Annotated in this window: 18 protein-coding genes; 6 read left to right on the forward strand and 12 right to left on the reverse strand. The window is 45.2% G+C overall.

Annotated elements, in window-relative coordinates; translation table 11 throughout:
* Window positions 1-41 precede the first annotated feature (41 nt).
* From CI959_RS19595 to CI959_RS19640, 10 genes are all read right to left on the reverse strand, one after another.
* Window positions 42-671: a hypothetical protein gene (locus CI959_RS19595; protein WP_022192179.1), complete on the reverse strand. Its 630-nt coding sequence runs from the start codon at window positions 669-671 to the stop codon at window positions 42-44.
* A gap of 7 nt (window positions 672-678) precedes the next feature.
* Window positions 679-1,977, reverse strand: coding sequence for an AAA family ATPase (locus CI959_RS19600; RefSeq protein WP_095231515.1), 1,299 nt, complete (start codon window positions 1,975-1,977; stop codon window positions 679-681).
* Window positions 1,978-2,343: 366 nt separating this feature from the next.
* The gene (locus tag CI959_RS19605; protein WP_095231516.1) at window positions 2,344-3,456 is read right to left on the reverse strand and encodes a glycosyltransferase family 4 protein; all 1,113 of its coding nucleotides are present in this window, start codon (window positions 3,454-3,456) and stop codon (window positions 2,344-2,346) included.
* Window positions 3,457-3,532: 76 nt separating this feature from the next.
* Complete coding sequence (locus CI959_RS19610) at window positions 3,533-4,288, reverse strand: glycosyltransferase family 32 protein (RefSeq protein ID WP_057326488.1); 756 nt, start codon at window positions 4,286-4,288, stop codon at window positions 3,533-3,535.
* Window positions 4,289-4,382: 94 nt separating this feature from the next.
* Window positions 4,383-5,435, reverse strand: coding sequence for an EpsG family protein (locus tag CI959_RS19615; protein ID WP_095231517.1), 1,053 nt, complete (start codon window positions 5,433-5,435; stop codon window positions 4,383-4,385).
* 8 nt (window positions 5,436-5,443) lie between these two features.
* The gene (locus CI959_RS19620) at window positions 5,444-6,400 is read right to left on the reverse strand and encodes a glycosyltransferase family 2 protein (RefSeq protein WP_008772480.1); all 957 of its coding nucleotides are present in this window, start codon (window positions 6,398-6,400) and stop codon (window positions 5,444-5,446) included.
* A 12-nt stretch (window positions 6,401-6,412) separates the two neighbouring features.
* The gene (locus CI959_RS19625) at window positions 6,413-7,441 is read right to left on the reverse strand and encodes a polysaccharide pyruvyl transferase family protein (protein ID WP_087346461.1); all 1,029 of its coding nucleotides are present in this window, start codon (window positions 7,439-7,441) and stop codon (window positions 6,413-6,415) included.
* Window positions 7,438-8,685, reverse strand: a complete 1,248-nt coding sequence (locus CI959_RS19630) for a Coenzyme F420 hydrogenase/dehydrogenase, beta subunit C-terminal domain (protein ID WP_008772482.1) — start codon at window positions 8,683-8,685, stop codon at window positions 7,438-7,440. The genes CI959_RS19625 and CI959_RS19630 overlap by 4 nt, the downstream gene beginning before the upstream one ends.
* A gap of 67 nt (window positions 8,686-8,752) precedes the next feature.
* Window positions 8,753-10,270, reverse strand: a complete 1,518-nt coding sequence (locus tag CI959_RS19635; RefSeq protein WP_008772483.1) for a flippase — start codon at window positions 10,268-10,270, stop codon at window positions 8,753-8,755.
* A 47-nt stretch (window positions 10,271-10,317) separates the two neighbouring features.
* Complete coding sequence (locus CI959_RS19640) at window positions 10,318-10,809, reverse strand: hypothetical protein (RefSeq protein ID WP_087346469.1); 492 nt, start codon at window positions 10,807-10,809, stop codon at window positions 10,318-10,320.
* 185 nt (window positions 10,810-10,994) lie between these two features.
* Here CI959_RS19640 and CI959_RS19645 point away from each other — a divergent pair, with 185 nt between their 5' ends.
* The 4 genes from CI959_RS19645 (at window position 10,995) to CI959_RS19660 (ending at window position 14,498) form a co-directional block, all read left to right on the forward strand.
* Window positions 10,995-11,558 carry a BT4734/BF3469 family protein gene (locus CI959_RS19645; RefSeq protein WP_095231518.1) on the forward strand — a complete coding sequence of 188 codons (564 nt, stop codon included), beginning with the start codon at window positions 10,995-10,997 and terminating at the stop codon, window positions 11,556-11,558.
* Between the two features lie 36 nt (window positions 11,559-11,594).
* Window positions 11,595-13,400 carry a DUF3987 domain-containing protein gene (locus CI959_RS19650; RefSeq protein ID WP_095231519.1) on the forward strand — a complete coding sequence of 602 codons (1,806 nt, stop codon included), beginning with the start codon at window positions 11,595-11,597 and terminating at the stop codon, window positions 13,398-13,400.
* Between the two features lie 118 nt (window positions 13,401-13,518).
* Entirely contained in the window at window positions 13,519-13,725 is a 207-nt protein-coding gene (locus tag CI959_RS19655) for a DUF4248 domain-containing protein (protein WP_005857913.1), read from the forward strand.
* A gap of 305 nt (window positions 13,726-14,030) precedes the next feature.
* The gene (locus CI959_RS19660; protein WP_005857915.1) at window positions 14,031-14,498 is read left to right on the forward strand and encodes an HU family DNA-binding protein; all 468 of its coding nucleotides are present in this window, start codon (window positions 14,031-14,033) and stop codon (window positions 14,496-14,498) included.
* A gap of 103 nt (window positions 14,499-14,601) precedes the next feature.
* Here CI959_RS19660 and CI959_RS21950 read toward each other — a convergent pair whose 3' ends face one another.
* Window positions 14,602-14,724, reverse strand: coding sequence for a hypothetical protein (locus CI959_RS21950; protein ID WP_009274984.1), 123 nt, complete (start codon window positions 14,722-14,724; stop codon window positions 14,602-14,604).
* Window positions 14,725-14,743: 19 nt separating this feature from the next.
* Here CI959_RS21950 and CI959_RS21630 point away from each other — a divergent pair, with 19 nt between their 5' ends.
* On the forward strand, window positions 14,744-14,839 hold the full coding sequence (locus CI959_RS21630) for a smalltalk protein (RefSeq protein ID WP_005855736.1): 96 nt from the start codon (window positions 14,744-14,746) through the stop codon (window positions 14,837-14,839).
* Window positions 14,840-14,857: 18 nt separating this feature from the next.
* Window positions 14,858-15,304 carry an N-acetylmuramoyl-L-alanine amidase gene (locus CI959_RS19670; protein ID WP_048928665.1) on the forward strand — a complete coding sequence of 149 codons (447 nt, stop codon included), beginning with the start codon at window positions 14,858-14,860 and terminating at the stop codon, window positions 15,302-15,304.
* A 49-nt stretch (window positions 15,305-15,353) separates the two neighbouring features.
* On the opposite strand, the gene CI959_RS19675 is transcribed toward CI959_RS19670, so the two are convergent.
* A complete protein-coding gene (locus CI959_RS19675) occupies window positions 15,354-16,493 on the reverse strand; it encodes an MraY family glycosyltransferase (protein WP_034531333.1) in 1,140 nt (379 codons plus the stop codon).
* Window positions 16,494-16,495 lie beyond the last annotated feature (2 nt).

Raw genomic sequence — 16,495 nt, forward strand, 5'->3', positions numbered from 1 at the left:
CAATCCATAATGAGGCATGAAGGAGCATGAAAACTACGGCCTTATAAATCACATTGCCTCTGCTTTTTTTTCAAATACCAAACGACAATACTATTATACTCCTTATAACGTCCTTCCGCATCCATATTACTCCACTTACTTATTTGCTGGTTTAAATTAGAAGCTGTCCAGCCTTTACGATTCAAATAATCAATCACTCCCAGCAAAGCCTGCAAACGATTAGCCATCAACCAGCGGTTGTTCAAATTAAGCAACTGATTGATCTGCCTATCATAATCTTCATTCGCCGAGACAATCTTCCCAGATTTACTTTTATAAGAAAGGCTTGTAAAAAGCTCATCATCAAAAAGGTTAAATGTTAGATCCTCATTACCTTTCAACTTATCGCAATGAAAGTCAGAAGAGATTGCCCCAGGACAGCATATCACCATGTTATGATAATCCAATTCCCTATCCGGATGCTTTTCTCGGCTCAGCACATGTTCTATCCGGCTGGTTTCATTACTATTCCGGTCTTTCACAGGAATCCTACGCATACAATAAGCACAAACATATCCTTGCTCCTCAAGCAACGAACTTCGCAGTTCAGATATCGCTTCATACTTAGCACCGGGGGTCTGCCGATATTCCACCCACTCCTTTGGTTCCGGTCGTTTGTCTATCTTTCTCATCCCTATCTTAAATCAAGCAGTTCAACATCGCTTCCGCCCGGGCAAGTTCGGGTAAAGAATCTCCATATTTCCCTCTCAACTTCTGTAACAAATCTCCAGCCTCTTTCAAGCGATCCACATCTATCAACTCAAACAATTCGTTCAACTGCCTATCTACTTCAACCGCACGAGGCGTTTGACCAAGCACGACATAGGTCAACGTCGACATATCCATACCATAAGTGACAGTCGGCATTATACGATAGCCCTGTTCCTCCGAGTAACTCAACTTATAAACAATATTCACCTCATTACTTTCCACCCCCGACATAACCATCGGAGCATGGGAACTAACGATAAACTGCAATCCAGGAAATGCCTCGCACAATCCTTTCAGCACCACCGATTGCAACGTTGGATGTAAATGCAAATCCACCTCATCAATCAAGACGGTACCCCGGGTTTTCGCACAAGTCTCCTCACCATAAATACCCCGGTTTAGCAATGCGCAACGAAAAGCTAGATCCGTTACTATATAAACCAGCCTTCGATATCCATCTGACAAGAAATCAGCTTCTACCTCTCGCCCATCCATCAAGATATAATATACTTTTTTCCGGATGGGCCGAACCTCCATGTCTTGTATAATCGCACAACCACCCGCTCCAAGAGCCTTCTGTATAGCCTTGCGAACTATATCTATCTCCAAATGGTTTTCCCTACCTTCCTGTAAAACCAGCAACCGCTTAATCCAATAAGGGAAAAAGCCATCCCCCTCCAAGCATTCATAATAGCCAAAAGAAGGCTTATGGTTATACTCCTTGAACTTTCCAAAATCGATCTTTCGAATGGCATGAATATCTTCTGTCGAGAAATTCGCGAAAAGAGGTAAAGCGATTCTCTGTCCCTCCTTACCAATATAGTTATGCATCAACAAAGCTGCCCAATCCTTATACTCCTTAAGTCCCGAAGTCAAGGAACGGCTATTTTTCTTGCTTTTCTTTATCAAAGTATAAAACGAATCTCCACCCGTGGAATCCGCCTCCTTCCCCATCACATCAGCCACATCAAAAGAAATATGAATAGGACGCTCCTGCAATAAGATTCCACCGGTCTCCATTTGCATGAAATCCTCATTGCCGGGATTAACCCATTTGGTATTATCATCGCTAAACCCGCTGAAGAATGCGCTCAACACAAACTTACAAGCTCGCAACACGGATGTCTTCCCGGTAGCGTTATCACCTACAAGCAAATTGACTCTACTTTTCAAGGGGATGGATAGCTCTGTATAACACCGAAAATTCTCTAATCTAATCTCTTTCATAAGTCTTCCTCACCAGCTTAATGACAAACGTTAAAATCAAGCTATTATATGCAAAGGTAAGCTATTATTTTCACTCCGACAAACGGTTAAGCCAAGAATGTATTTTAAGGTGGTGAGAAGTATAACGTAATATTTCCGCAACAGAAAGAAAAACGTCAATATTCTTTCTGACACAGAAATATTCTTGCATAAATTCTTTCTATGACACAATATTACCTACACAACCTGATGCGGAACTGTTGAATCATTTAGTCTTCTGTAATACAAAGGCGGTAAGAAACATAATGTAATGTTTCCGGAAACAAAAAAAGCCTCCTTTTAGGGGAGGCCTTAACATGAGATCTTTCTTTTCTTCTTTTATCGGAATCAAGAATCATATTCCTGTAAAATTCGCTCATAGCAACTCTTTACATACTTAATATCAAATCGCTCTTCTGCCAGCCGACGGCTATTGATACTCATAGACTCCTTTTCCTCATCGCTCAATGACAAATAGCGAAGCATCGCATCCGCCAAAGCGTTTACATCTTTCGGAGGGACCAAATAGCCATTCTCACCCTCACGCACAGTTTCCCGACATCCGGGAATATCGGATGCGATGATCGGTTTGCCCAAGGCACAGCCCTCCATCAAAGAGCGATTCAAGCCCTCATGATAACTGCTTAATAATAATGATATACCAGGTCTTCCCATCAACTTGGCAGGTTCGGTCGTATAGCCCAGATAAGTAATAGCTCCACTCTCTTCATCTTTTCGGATCTGCTCACGGCTTACAGCGTTTGGGTACGCCTCGTCCACCGGACCGAGCAATTGTACTTCCACTTCCGGATGCGTGCGCTTCACGATCTTGGCGGCTTCCACTACCTCCTCATACCCCTTATCATAAAGAACTCGAGCCACCATCAAAAAAATGGTCTTGTCCGCACGATTATCCGAAAAAGAGTACTTATCCAAGTCTACCCCTTCTCCTCCTTCCAACAACACGAGTTGCTTTTTCCGGGCCATTCCCTGTTCCATCAATATACGCCTATTCTCCTCATTTAGCACCATGATCTTATCGGAGAAACTCAGTCCGAGACGAAATAATCGATGAGCCATCTTACTAGCCAAACCGGTATGCGAGAAAGTAAAGCCCAGTCCCGCTACCATAGCCGTACAATGAATACTCAATAAGTGCGCTGCCAACGTACCGTATATATTCGGTTTAATTGTACAATGGAAAATATAATCCGGTCGTTCTTTCCAGTAAATGCTCATCAACCGGAAAAAATAGAGAATATCATGCAACGGGTTCGTACTCGTACGCCGCATTTCTATAGCAATATGCCGTATTCTGTCAGGAATAACTATCTCTTGGCTTTGGGCATCTATAGGCGATACCATCACCACCTCATGCCCTACGTCACGCAGATGCGTAATAATACTACCCCTAAAGTTCAATTGAGCCCAGAGGGAATTGTCGGCAAATAAAATTTTCATTTATGTATTGTATTATGTATGAAACTTGATTTATACAAGGTTCCAAACTCATCCTAAGAAAGAGAAATATGATAGCTCATTTCAGATAAAGCCAACGTTTCAATATATCTTTCAAGGATTTCCCCCCTAAAAGCAAGACAATCTTACGTCCATACTTTCGTATAGGACTTTGCCAAGACTGTGCATAGTGATGAATTGATACAGTATGGGAAGTGATACGTAATTTACCATCTTCCACAGATATTGGACAGAAATACGCACTGGGATAAATCCAAATCCCAGCACATTTTTGTATTTCATTAATATTTTTCAAACCATGCTTACACAATAAATCTGTAGTATATTCAACTACGGTTTTCAAATTGAGAGAGCCTTCCGGATAAGAGAAATGTAAGGTAGCATAAAGATCCAAAATCTCTTTATATAGCCCAAAATTAGGATTGGCTCCCAGACCAAGACCAGGATTGACACAGGCTCCCCCCCTATCTCCAGCATCACGTTCACACCCCATGAAAGCACCTCTGGCAATAATATCATCGAAAGGTTTTATCACCTCCACATCCGTGTCAAAATAAAGGCCACCCTCCTCATACAAAATCTTAAAACGGGCATAATCACTCACGAACGCATATTTTTTTGCAGCATAAGCTTCTCGAGTGTACGGAACAACGTTCACATCAAAATTATCCTCATTCCATTCTTTAATCTCATAATCGGGAAGATATTTTTTCCATGAGGCTATACATTTTATGGCCAATGATGGCAGAGGATTTCTACCAAACCAACAATAATGAATTGTCTTGGGAATTTTGATTTTCAAATTATCCATCATATATTATATTTATTATTTCGCTACTACTTAGATAAGGTGTTTTCTAGACAAAGAAAACAATAGTATTAATACAAAAAACAAGGCATATATCCTCTTACTCAAACAATCCAAATCTTGTTTGATATATAACATCAAAGTTATCTTTTAGCACAAAAATCAGAATCGGAATAAAAAGCAGCATAAACGCAATCCACTTTCCCATATTATCCTTTACATTCTTCACTACAATCGGATATAGGATAAGTCCATACATGAAAAAATACTGATATAATCTCAAATACTCCAGAAAACCACGAAAAACATTATATATCATGATGCTTAACACAAAGCAGTTTAGATAAAACAACTTCTGACCATCCCATTTCTTGGCAAATACCAGCATAATCAAGGCTAACACGTTATATACCAATTTTTTCAAACCAGAATTAAGCATCACGTCATGCTCCGTAGCATCTAGCACATAACTCTTTCTTGTATCCAAGGCCGAGGAAAAAAACGCCCCGAAACTTTCCGTTAAAGGAATCAGATAATTATTCAACAAATAATCCCCAAACAGTGCTGAAAAAAGTAATACACTCAGCATTAAAGTGAAATTATACTTCTTTTTCAACAAAAAGAAAACCAAAGCTATACCCGCTGAATAGTGAAAGCACATAGCCAAAGCAATCAACAACATATAATACCATTCTTTCCTCTGAAAAATCAAGGGTGTCCCCGCAAATACGATAGCCATCGCCACACACTGCCTCATCGCATTGAATGATTCTGTATACAGAAAACTACCCACATAAAATATCATTGACAAAAAAATGAAAGGAGATTGTCTTCTTATACCGTAGATCATTAGTATTACGGTTATTGCATTAATCACCAAGAACCACAAAATATAAGTTCCTTTGACAAAATGTATAATATTATAAATTACAGACCAACCGGGTTCTACATAATACAAATAATTTGACGAGTCATTATCTAATTCATACATTAATTTATATGCCTCATAATCTATCCCCACAAAGTAGCGAAATCCTCCTACCAAAATCAATAATATTACAGATATTATATATATTGATTTAGGAGGGTTATTCCCATATAAAACATGAAATACAGAAAAAACAAGAACAAAGGTAAGTAGAACAAAAAACATCTCAATAATTATTTACGTATCTCATGCAATTTATACAATTCATATATCTTATATGCCCACTTTTGCGTGCTCCAACAAGAAATAAAAAGTAATATTACCTTCTTAAAACACAATGGACTTAACAATATAGACCGAAAAAAATCAAGTTGATATTTCCAAAACAGCGATCGAAATTGGGTATCAGTATAAAGCCTCATCAAAAAGGCTTTATAAGCCCACGAATAAATCAAAATAGGTCGTATCATTTGGAAATCTGCCGTATCGAGCCCTTTCTCCAATATATTCATCAGTACGACATACTGCTCAGGAGAAGAATTTCTTGTAAGCGATCCCGCATTCACGTTTTGCTCATAGTGGTAAAAAGCCCGAGGTAAATATCCAATCTTGATCTCCTTCCTTAATATCAAGGCGTTGAAACATAAATCCTCGCAAAACGTAAGATCCGGCACGAAACGTACATCACCATTGTAACAAGCTCGCTTAACGAGCTTGTTACAACAGCTACCATGCAATTGTTGGAACAATTCCCGCAGCACGGTTTTATGATCCAAATCCGAGGGCTGTTGTCTAATATATTTCCGTTTATCACCAATATCCTCATAAAAATCACATATCACGACATCCGCATCCTCTTCCTTCGCTTTCTTATAAAGTTCTTCCAGCATGTCTGGCTCTACCCAATCATCAGGATCGGCATGGATCGTATATTCACCTTTAGCGTTATCGATTCCGCATTGGCGCGTACTTGAGACACCTTCGTTTTCTTTGTGGAATACACGCACACGGCTGTCCTTCCTCGCATATTCATCACAAATATCTCCGGAATGATCCGGACTACCGTCATCTATCAAAAGGATCTCGAAATCAGGAAATGTCTGCGCTAATAGACTATCCACGCAATGACATAGATAGTTCTCTGCCTTATATACAGGAACAATCACTGATACAGCAGGTTGCTTATCCATAATTTATTGATTTTATAAGGACTCTGTTTTTCCGTCCAAGGAGCTGAACGCTTCCCGTAAAAAATTAAAACTCTTCTGCCGCCACTCCGCTAAAGTTCCAGAATGATACTTCTCCAACAAGTCAGCGAAACGTGCGCCCCCTCTTGTCTCATTCACGACACTACGGAACGGTTTCCCAAAGATGACAGAAAACACGGTTCCATGAAACGAGTCAGTCACCACGAAACTAGCGTCTCGAAAAATCGCAACCCACTCCTCCACTGTCAGCCTCGCATGATTATCCGCCGAATAACGCCGGATTGATAGCCCTCGCTTTTCCGCCTCCTCGACAATAACCCGATCCGACTCTTCCGAGGCATCTAACACATAGCCCGCAAGATATCTCTCTCCGCAAAAAGGAACCTTCTCGCATAGTTCCGCATATGCCTCCTTCTCGACAAGTAACGTAGGATCGAGTACGGCAGCCGCATTTATCCCCAGATATCTCTCGCAAAGTTTCACCCCACTCGTTTCACGCACAGATATGGCGTCGAATCGTTGAGCTAAAGAAGCGCAAAACGAGGTTTGTCTCTCCGTATACTCCCAGTAATCTACACCAAAAGAGGCTGCGTAAGCGACTTTCTTTCCTGTGAAATCACAGGCGAAACCCAAAAACATATCCGACAACATCCCCACGTTATACATCGGTCGCCACGTCTGATCGCTACCAACCAAAAGGGCCTCCAAACCATACTCCTCTACGATGTCCATAGAATAACGTCTACAAACATGCGTCTTCACGATCTGCCTGTTGACAAAATCCTCGAACAACGGATTACGCTTATCGCTCCATTTCTGAAACGTTCGCCTACGTGAAGGAATGAACCAAAGCACAAAAGATTTGATCGTGGAGAGAATAAATCGCCCAATTGTCGAACGTGGAAGAATATCGATTGTCACAGGCTCGTGCCCCATGCTCCTAAGCGTCCGTTGCAATGCCCAATTTTGTAGTATGCCTCCGTAATTTCCCCTAAATGGTTGAGTCAATATACCTATTTTCATGATTCCAATTTGCTCAAACAATGTCTCTTTATAAAATTCTTCACCTTTTCTCCGAGAATAATGTCAAATATCATCCTTAACCTCTGTTTATATGTCAAACGACATAAATTCTCAATCCTCTCATCCAACGTTGCTTTCGTATCTGAATAAAAAAGCTTGCGTTTCCCTGTTAAGCTAACCGATTTTTCAATAGAAGGATTGTAGCGTAAAACTACCTCATATCCTACGATGCTACTATCCAAACCTATCTTCCGGAAATAGGTCTCACCCTTTATAGCGTTCAGCATTACCACACTTACCCCCTTGTCATCGTCTATCATCGGCATCACATGCTGTACGCCCCAGAAATCCCCTATCGTGATATCGCTTCCACTCTTAAAGGTTTTCGAAGGGCAAGCGTAGCAACTCGGACGCAAATACAAATCTGCCAAGAATCCTCGCATGAAAATATTTTTGTCCAGAGGCTCAGAGAGTAAAAACGATTTTTTGTCTCCGTGTCTATCAGCCACTGAAACGTGGAGAGTGAAACTAAACTTTTTCCAACCTAAGCGTTTATCTCTAAACGAGATACCTTCTATACAAACTTCTTCTTTTTGATAAGGGTGAGACAAAAACCTATTTTTTCTATCATACAGACGTATGGTTTCCTCCTTCAGATATTCTCGCCATACACCCGGGCTAGGCACGCCATGACAGATAAAATCCACCGTCAAAAGATTATCATATTCTTTCCGCAAAAAACGCTTTAACCCCGCTATCTGGCAAGGAGTCCCAGAAAATAAAACCGTACGCCCTATCTTCAAGAATTGTTCCGCTTTTTTAAAACTATCCCCTATCCGGCTCTGCACATATTTGCTACCTCGAAAAGCAGACAATCCCTCTACCGTCTCTGTACAATCATGCTTTACTTCCCAATTCTCATCAAAACCAGCCCCAAACACGACTCCACCCTCTCTGATAATCTCATTGGCTAAAGCCGTAAAGACGCCACCAGAAGAGCTTTGATAGCGTATTTCCTCACTCTTATTTTTAGCCGCACATACGACTATAGGCCTATTTTCTCTCGCTTGATGAATTACCGGACATACTTTTTCACATAATCCGCAATCAATGCAAACACTTTCATCTACCTCCGGATAAAGAAAACCTTCGTCATCCTCACGCATCCTAATGCATGATTTAGGACAACGTTGCACACAACTGTTGCAACCACAACAGTCCCGCTTATCTGTAATATGTATCATACGATTAAAATCCCAAATACCAATTCAAGCACCAAGCCCTGTCAATTAACCTCATAATCTCAGGTCTCTATATCGTTATTTTTTTAAGAGGAGAGATAAACAAATTTCGTTCATACGCATTCATGCTCATAAACCAGAATAGTAGAGCATAAAGAACCACAAATACGGCCACTGAATAAATAAATACGACAGGTATAGTCAAATTTATCTCCCAATGATTTACAGTCCACAAACAAAGAATCACAAATATTACCGGCATTATCGACATTCTACCTATCTCACACCAAAAGCGAGAGATATCTATGCCTTGCCGACCTTTATAATAAATATTCATCACCAAGCCTTGTCCTAGCAACAAAGCGCCCGCCGTAGCGTAAGCACATCCCATCATTCCCCATTTTCTGGTACCATAAATGGAGAAAGCCAAGCAGCAAAAAGCGATTATTACATAACACACAGAACGAAAACGCATCTGGTTCCGGGCTTGAAGGATCGTGATCCCCAAGTTCTGTATCAAAGGAATCAACAATGAGAAAAAGAACAATAGTGATACATAGTACGCCTCCTCATATCCTTCCCCGGCCCACAGCCGGATGAACGGACGACCGAACACAACAAAGGCAGAGAGAATAAACGACATCACGATATACTGTATCCGACCCGTACGAATAAACAAATCCGATATTTCTTTCTCATTGCCGCCATAAGTCACCATAGCCGTAACTTTTGGAAGAAATACACCGCTTATCGCCGTGGAAAACATCATAAACATCTGCGTAAGTTGAATCGCCACGGAATATACCGCCACTGCCACGGTTCCTCTATACATTCCCAAAACAAACTGCCCCGTGCTCCAATAAATCCGATCTATTATCGCATTAAGGAATATCCAGAAACTATAGATCGAAACTTCTTTAAGAAAAGCAGAATTGAAATGCCCAAAACGTATCTTGACATACAACTTATATCTGCAATAATAAAAATTGATAATCAAAGTTATGATATTGAACAAGGTTGTGACCACCACCATCGCAACCGCCTTATAACCGACAACCAACAATAAGATCATTACAACCGGATTAAGCACACTGCGCACGATACTCACCAATCGTTGAAACACGAAACGTTCATAGGCAGTCATGATACTACCCCAAATACTCATCGGGAAGGTAAAAGCAAGATTAAATGTCATCAACCAGAGCATGATACGAGTTCGATTCACCTCCAATGCTGTCATATTCACGGAGAACATTCGATCTACATTCAAAGACAGTAAAGTACCGACAACTATGGCTATCAGCCCGATCCCTATATACAGTAGAAAAAACATACCGAACATTTCCTGCTGTTCCCGTTTCTTCCCTTCCGCCTCAAATTTCGCAGTATAACGCACGATAGCGTTACCGAACCCCAAATCCAATACGGTCAAATAAGCGATAATGGACGCAGCCAATGAATATAGGCCATATTCCGACTGCCCCAGCATGCGTAACATGTAAGGGGTATATACAAGCCCCACTACCATGTTCAGCATGATAGAGACATAATTCAAGGCTGCTCCAGCTTTTAATTGATTTATCATCATAAACTAATGAATGAGGAACATCTTCCTCCCGATAATATTCCTTACACTTATCCTTCCCCCAGCACATACTTCCTGATCCCATACCGAATGCTCGGTACATTCGCCCCATTCACGAACGTGAGGTGAGGCAAGAGGGCGCTGATGAAGGCACGGCTCTTGACCAGCTTGAGGGGAGATGAGTAGTCGGCTAGGATCTCGTTGTAAAGGTCCGTCAATACCGTCTGGCAAAGGGTGACCGTGTCCGGGCAGACGCATAGGCGGGCCTCGTAGACAAGACGGGTCGCCTCGTCCGGGATGAACAAGGCCAACGAGGAGGGTTCAGCCGTCACCGGAGGGGCAGGAGAGTTTATCGGAGGAGACGGAGACTCATGAAGTCCCGATTCTGCGGGCGTAATCCAGCGTTCCGTCCGTGTCACCGTCCCGTCACCCCAATGGATGTTCTGGATAGCGATGGTGGCATTGGGCAGGATCTGCACGTTACCTCCATTGACCGTAAAGGCAGAACGTGCCTGTTCCGCCCGCTCTTGATTTTCTGTCATATCCGTTTTTAATTTAAGTGTTAACAATAATCACCCCTTTCACGGGGGTATATTTTATTTCTATCCTCATTTCATCCACCGTACGTCCGTTTCCGTACCCGTCCCGTCCATCGCTATTCCGGGAACGGGCAGGAACGCATTCCTTTACCGGCAGTAACCGAATAATCAATTTATTTTATCCGATCATGAAAGAGTCTATCTTTTCCTTTTTCAACGCCCCCATCACCAATCAAGTGTCGAACGGGGTTGTCTGTGTCAGTCAATTGCACGCCTATATCACCACCAGCGAGTGGCTGCATGAGCGTACCGATCAAGTACGTGCCGCATCGGGCGACGAGAAACGGTTCAGGCGGCTGAAACAGAGTTTGCTACCCTATGTCACCCCCGCCGGTATCTTCTCCTACCGCAGGGAAGATCACTTGCTATTGCCGTCGGGCGAGTTCGTCATCGACATCGATCACCTTTCCTCACCCGAAGAGGCGATCCGTTGGAGGGACACGCTGTTCGCCGACGAGCGGCTACGCCCCGATCTCTCCTTCGTGAGTCCCAGTACCACGGGAATCAAGCTCCTCGTACCCTATCGCCTGTCGATCAAGAAAACCGTGGAGGAGTCTTTCGACGAGGCGGTACAATTCGCTTGGGAATATCTTGAGGGAAAATACGGGCTGAAAGCTGATGCCACGAACGCAGACCTCTCACGGGCTTGCTTCCTTTGCCACGATCCCTCAGCGAGGCTACGGGAGAATTGAAAATTGAGAACTGAAAATTGAAAATTATATATCATCATGAACCCATTATCAGATCTGGAGCGGCTCGTTGTCGCCATCGAGAAACAGGGGGCGAACATCGCTCCCACCTATCAAGAGTATATGCCGATCGCCTTCGCCATCGCCAATGATTGCGGAGAGGCCGGCCGGACATTCTTTCATCGTATCTGCCGGATGTCGGAGAAATATGTCTCCGGCGAAGCGGATAAGCTATACGACCATGCCCTCAAAGGAGGCAATGGACGGAATGGCTTGGGATCCGTATTCCACTTGGCGGACCTAGCCGGCGTGAAACTGGACAAATCCATGGCTGAGGCCGGGAAACTTTCAAACTTTCAAACATTCACGCCTCCCTCACACACGCACACGTGTACGCACGAGGAACCGCCAGTGAAAAATGTCCCGCCCGCCTTTCCGGAGTATCCTTGGCCCGCTTTCCTCAAGCGGATGATCGGCCGGGGCGATACCCCCGCCCAACGGGATATCCTCCTGCTGGGCGCTATCACCGTGTTGGGAGCGACACTCAACAAATCGATCCGGATATCGTACGGGCGAAAATTCTATTACCCTTGCCTGCAAACGTTCATCGTCGCCCCTCCCGCCTCAGGAAAGGGAGCCCTCGCTTGGACACGCCGGCTTGCCGAGCCGATACACGAGGCGATGATGGCGGACTACCGGCAGAGGCATAAAGCCTACCGGGAGGAGAAGAGCCGTTGGGACTCGCTGGGCAAGAAAAAATCCGATACGCCGGAGCCCGAGATGCCTCCTCTCAAGATGTTCCTTATTGCCGGTAACAATTCCGGCACCGGCGTGCTGGAGAACCTCATCGAGGCCGACGGCATAGGGCTGATCTGCGAGACCGAGGCCGATACCGTGAGCACGGCCATCGGCACCGAGCACGGGCACTGGAGCGATACCTTGCGTAAATGCCACGACCACGAGCGGCTGGCCTTCAACCGACGCACGAACCGGGAATACCGGGAGTGCCCGGCCTCTTACCTCAGTGTCTTGTTAAGCGGCACTCCAGCGCAGGTACGGCCACTTATTCCCTCGGCCGAGAACGGGCTGTTCTCACGCCAATTGTTCTACCGGATGCCACCCATCGACGAGTGGGCGGATCAGTTCGAGCAGGGCGACGAGGACATGGATAGCCTCTTCTCCGATTGGGGGAGACAGTGGAAGAAACTCGTGGACTACCTACATGAGAGGGTCAATGTCATACAATTCCATCTCTCCGACACGCAAAAGGAGCGATTCAACAGCTGCTTCGCACGCATATTCGGGCACGCCGGTCTTTCCTACGGTTATCCGATGCGAAGCTCCGTGGCCCGTATCGCCATCAATATCTGCCGGATCGCTTCCGTGGTGGCCTTCCTGCGATCGGTGGAGAGTCTCTTCATCCCACAAGCCATTCTCGATTCTCAATTTTCAATTCTCAATTGTCCCGGTCTCTCGCCTGCCCCCGAGATCCCGGAGGAGAACGTACGGGACGGTATCGTTCCTTCCCTAGAGTTACGTATCGATGATGACGATTTTAAGGCTGTCCTCTCGCTCGTGGAGCCGCTCTACCGTCATTCGGCGGGCATACTCTCCTTGCTTCCGTCTGACGAGGTGCCACGCTCTCGCACACCCACGCCCCAAGAGGCCCTCTTCGCAGCCCTTCCACTCTCTTTCAACCGACAACAGGCCTTGGAGGAAGCAGAGAGGAACAACATCCCCACCGCCACCCTAGATACCTGTCTCAAGCGAATGCAGGAACGAGGCACGCTGGAGAAGAACGGCCGGGGAGAGTACAGCTTCGGCGGCCGTGTCACCCATAAGTAATCCCGGCCTCCCTCACACCCCTATATAACGTACCCCACGGGCGTGTGTGTGTGAGGGGGGGACGAATGTTTGAAAGTTTGAAAGTTTCATTCTCCCAAATCTATAAATCATAAATCAAATGTTCTTGCCATTAAGAAAGTCCGCACTAGCGGCATCCTATTTCCCGGAGCTGGCCTCCCATCAAGCTTGCAACCGCTTACGTCGTTGGATCATTCGATGCACGGAATTGCACGACAAGCTGCTGGAGACGGGCTACCGCCCCGAGCAACGTATATTCACGCCCCGACAGATCAGATTAATCATCCACTACCTAGGAGAACCGTAAATTAGTTGACAGTTGCGCACAGAGGTAAATAAAAACAGCCTACTGTCACTAGTCAACTGTCAACTTGGATGGGTATTCTAAGATCTTTACAATGCCCATCCAAGGCTTCTTATAATGCCTATTCAAAGGGGCTTACGATAGGCAGCGTAAGAAACCGGCGGTTATCACTGCGTCCCATGTTAATTAATCGTTATTCCCTACCCCGGGCATCAATCGGCATCACCGCCCCTTACGGCGGAACCTATCTTTGTAACATTGATCAGCAAGCAATTAATTTTCTATTATTAATCTTTAATTATCAAACTATGCCACAAGCATTTCAAGCACGAAAGTTTTTTATCCCCAAGACGGATCCTAAGCAGGAGGTGTACAAGCCGGTTCCCTATTATTTCGGTACCCTGTCCACACAAGATGCGGCCGACCAGATCGCCGAGGAGTCTTCGCTCACGAAGGGTGACGTATTGAACGTATTGGATCGTTATCAGCGGTATGTCATCAAGAACCTACAGAAAGGTTACAAGGTGGAGCTGCTAGGGTTCGGAACCGTCTATAACCGCTTCGTCACGGAGAAGGGGGTAGCGACCGCCCCCGAGGTCAAGGCTACGCATATACGGACTATCGTGCCGGGATTCTCGCCTTCCTATACCATACTGAACGGGGCACGACGCTACTCGCTGCTGGGCGAGAAGACTTCGTTGCTCAAGGTGACGATACTCGGGACGCCGGTAGAGGAAGGGGGCGGTTCCGATTCTGAGTCGCCTGATGAGATCTGATGTGTCACTTTTGGCTTGACCCAAAAGTAACCAAAAGGTCAAGGCTGACGCTGACGGGCTACTTCGAGACCTACGCTCGCTGTCGCATCCCAACTCGCTTCGCTCAGACAGGGATGCTCCGGGCGCTCGCTGCGGTCTCTTCGCTTGACGCCCGTCCGCTGAGGCCGTCCAAAGGAAAGCCAAGCTTTCCTCTTATATCAGCCGGGATTCCTAATTCATAATTCATAATTTAAAATTCATAATTCATGAAAAAGTCCGTATGGAGTACCATTATCAAAGTGATCATCGCCGTAGCTACCGCCATCGCGGGAGCACTTGGCATCCAATCCTGTATTCTCTAATTTTCAATTTCAATTATCATGGGTAAGGTTTATTGTTTCTACCAGAATTACAGGGAGGTCAGACTCCTTGTAATTCATTGCTCGGCCACACGATATGACAGGGATTTTCCCGTGGAGGCACTCCGTTCCTCGCACAAGGCACGGGGATTCGCCGATATCGGCTATCATTTCTATATCACACGGGACGGGGAATTACACCGCTGCCGGCCGGTCAACCAGATCGGGGCGCACGCAGCCGGATGGAACGACAAAAGTATCGGTATATGTTACGAGGGAGGACTCGACGAACAAGGCCGTCCAGCTGATACTCGGACCTACGCTCAGCGGTGTACCTTGATGGATCTGCTACGGCAATTACGAAGGGACTATCCGGAGGCACGCATCCTAGGACATTACCAATTAAGCCCTTACATACGCAAGGCTTGCCCTTGCTTTGACGCAAGGGAGGAGTATCTCGTTTTATAAAATAGATACCGGCTCGTCATTCACTCGCTAGATTGTCCGGTTTCACGACTTACTTTGTAAAAATACCCCCTATCTCTTTCAGCTCTTGCTCTTTATGATGCCTCGTAATGAAGCGGTTGATCGTCAAGTGAAGGATAGACCATAAAACCAAGTTCAAGAGCAAGAGGTAGGTGGCGTTTACCTTCATGGCCAATAAGACATTCAATACGATGAAAAAAACAGATACGCACAGAATCGTCACCATCACCATCCGTACACGCATACCCGTACGAAGCAGCTTGTGATGGAAATGATTCTTATCGGGCAAGAACGGGTTACGATGATTACGAAGGCGATGAAGCACCACACGGATTACATCGAGTAAAGGGACCAAGACCGTGGCGAAAGCGATCACCATATAGGGATTTGGCAACTCCGGTGAGACTTGGTTCGACACGCACTGGTGAATGATCAGGAAACTGATCACGTAACCCAGCGTAAGACTACCCGCATCACCCATAAAGAGCTTATGGCCACGGTTTGCGTTGCCAAAGACGTTGTAACACCAAAAAGGCATGAGGACTCCCAGCGTACAGATGGCCAACAAGGCGTAAACATATTGCATGCGGATAAAGAAGATCACGCTCAAGACCGACAGGGCGATACTGCACAAACCGGAGGCCAAGCCATCGATACCGTCTATCAAGTTAATGGCGTTCGTGATATACACTACGATAAAGACCGTGACGGGGATTCCCACCCAAGCGGGAACCGAGTATACACCGAACAAGCCTCCCAAGGAACCGAACCAATTACCGGACAGTACCAATAATAATGCCGACACGATCTGGACGGCGAACTTGTAACGGTAACCAACACCCACAAGATCGTCGCAGACACCCACTAGATAGAGTAGCGTCATGCCCACGAACAGAAAGAGATACTCATAGAGCATGTTGAACGACAGGCTCGATGAGTCCATATCCCAAAAGTACAGGCGGAAGCCTATCACAAGGAACATGGACATCAGGATCACCGGAAAAAACGACAGGCCGCCCAGACGAGGGACCGGCGTCGTATGTACCTTACGGGAATCCGGGACATCATATAACCGTTTTTTGTGGGAGATCACCAAGATCCTCGGGATGATCACCATCCCGAACAGCACGGAAAAAAGGAAGCCCGACAGTAGTAGTAATGTTATTTGCATGA

This window comes from Parabacteroides sp. AT13, assembly GCF_002272965.1.
Classification (GTDB): Bacteria; Bacteroidota; Bacteroidia; order Bacteroidales; family Tannerellaceae; genus Parabacteroides; species Parabacteroides distasonis.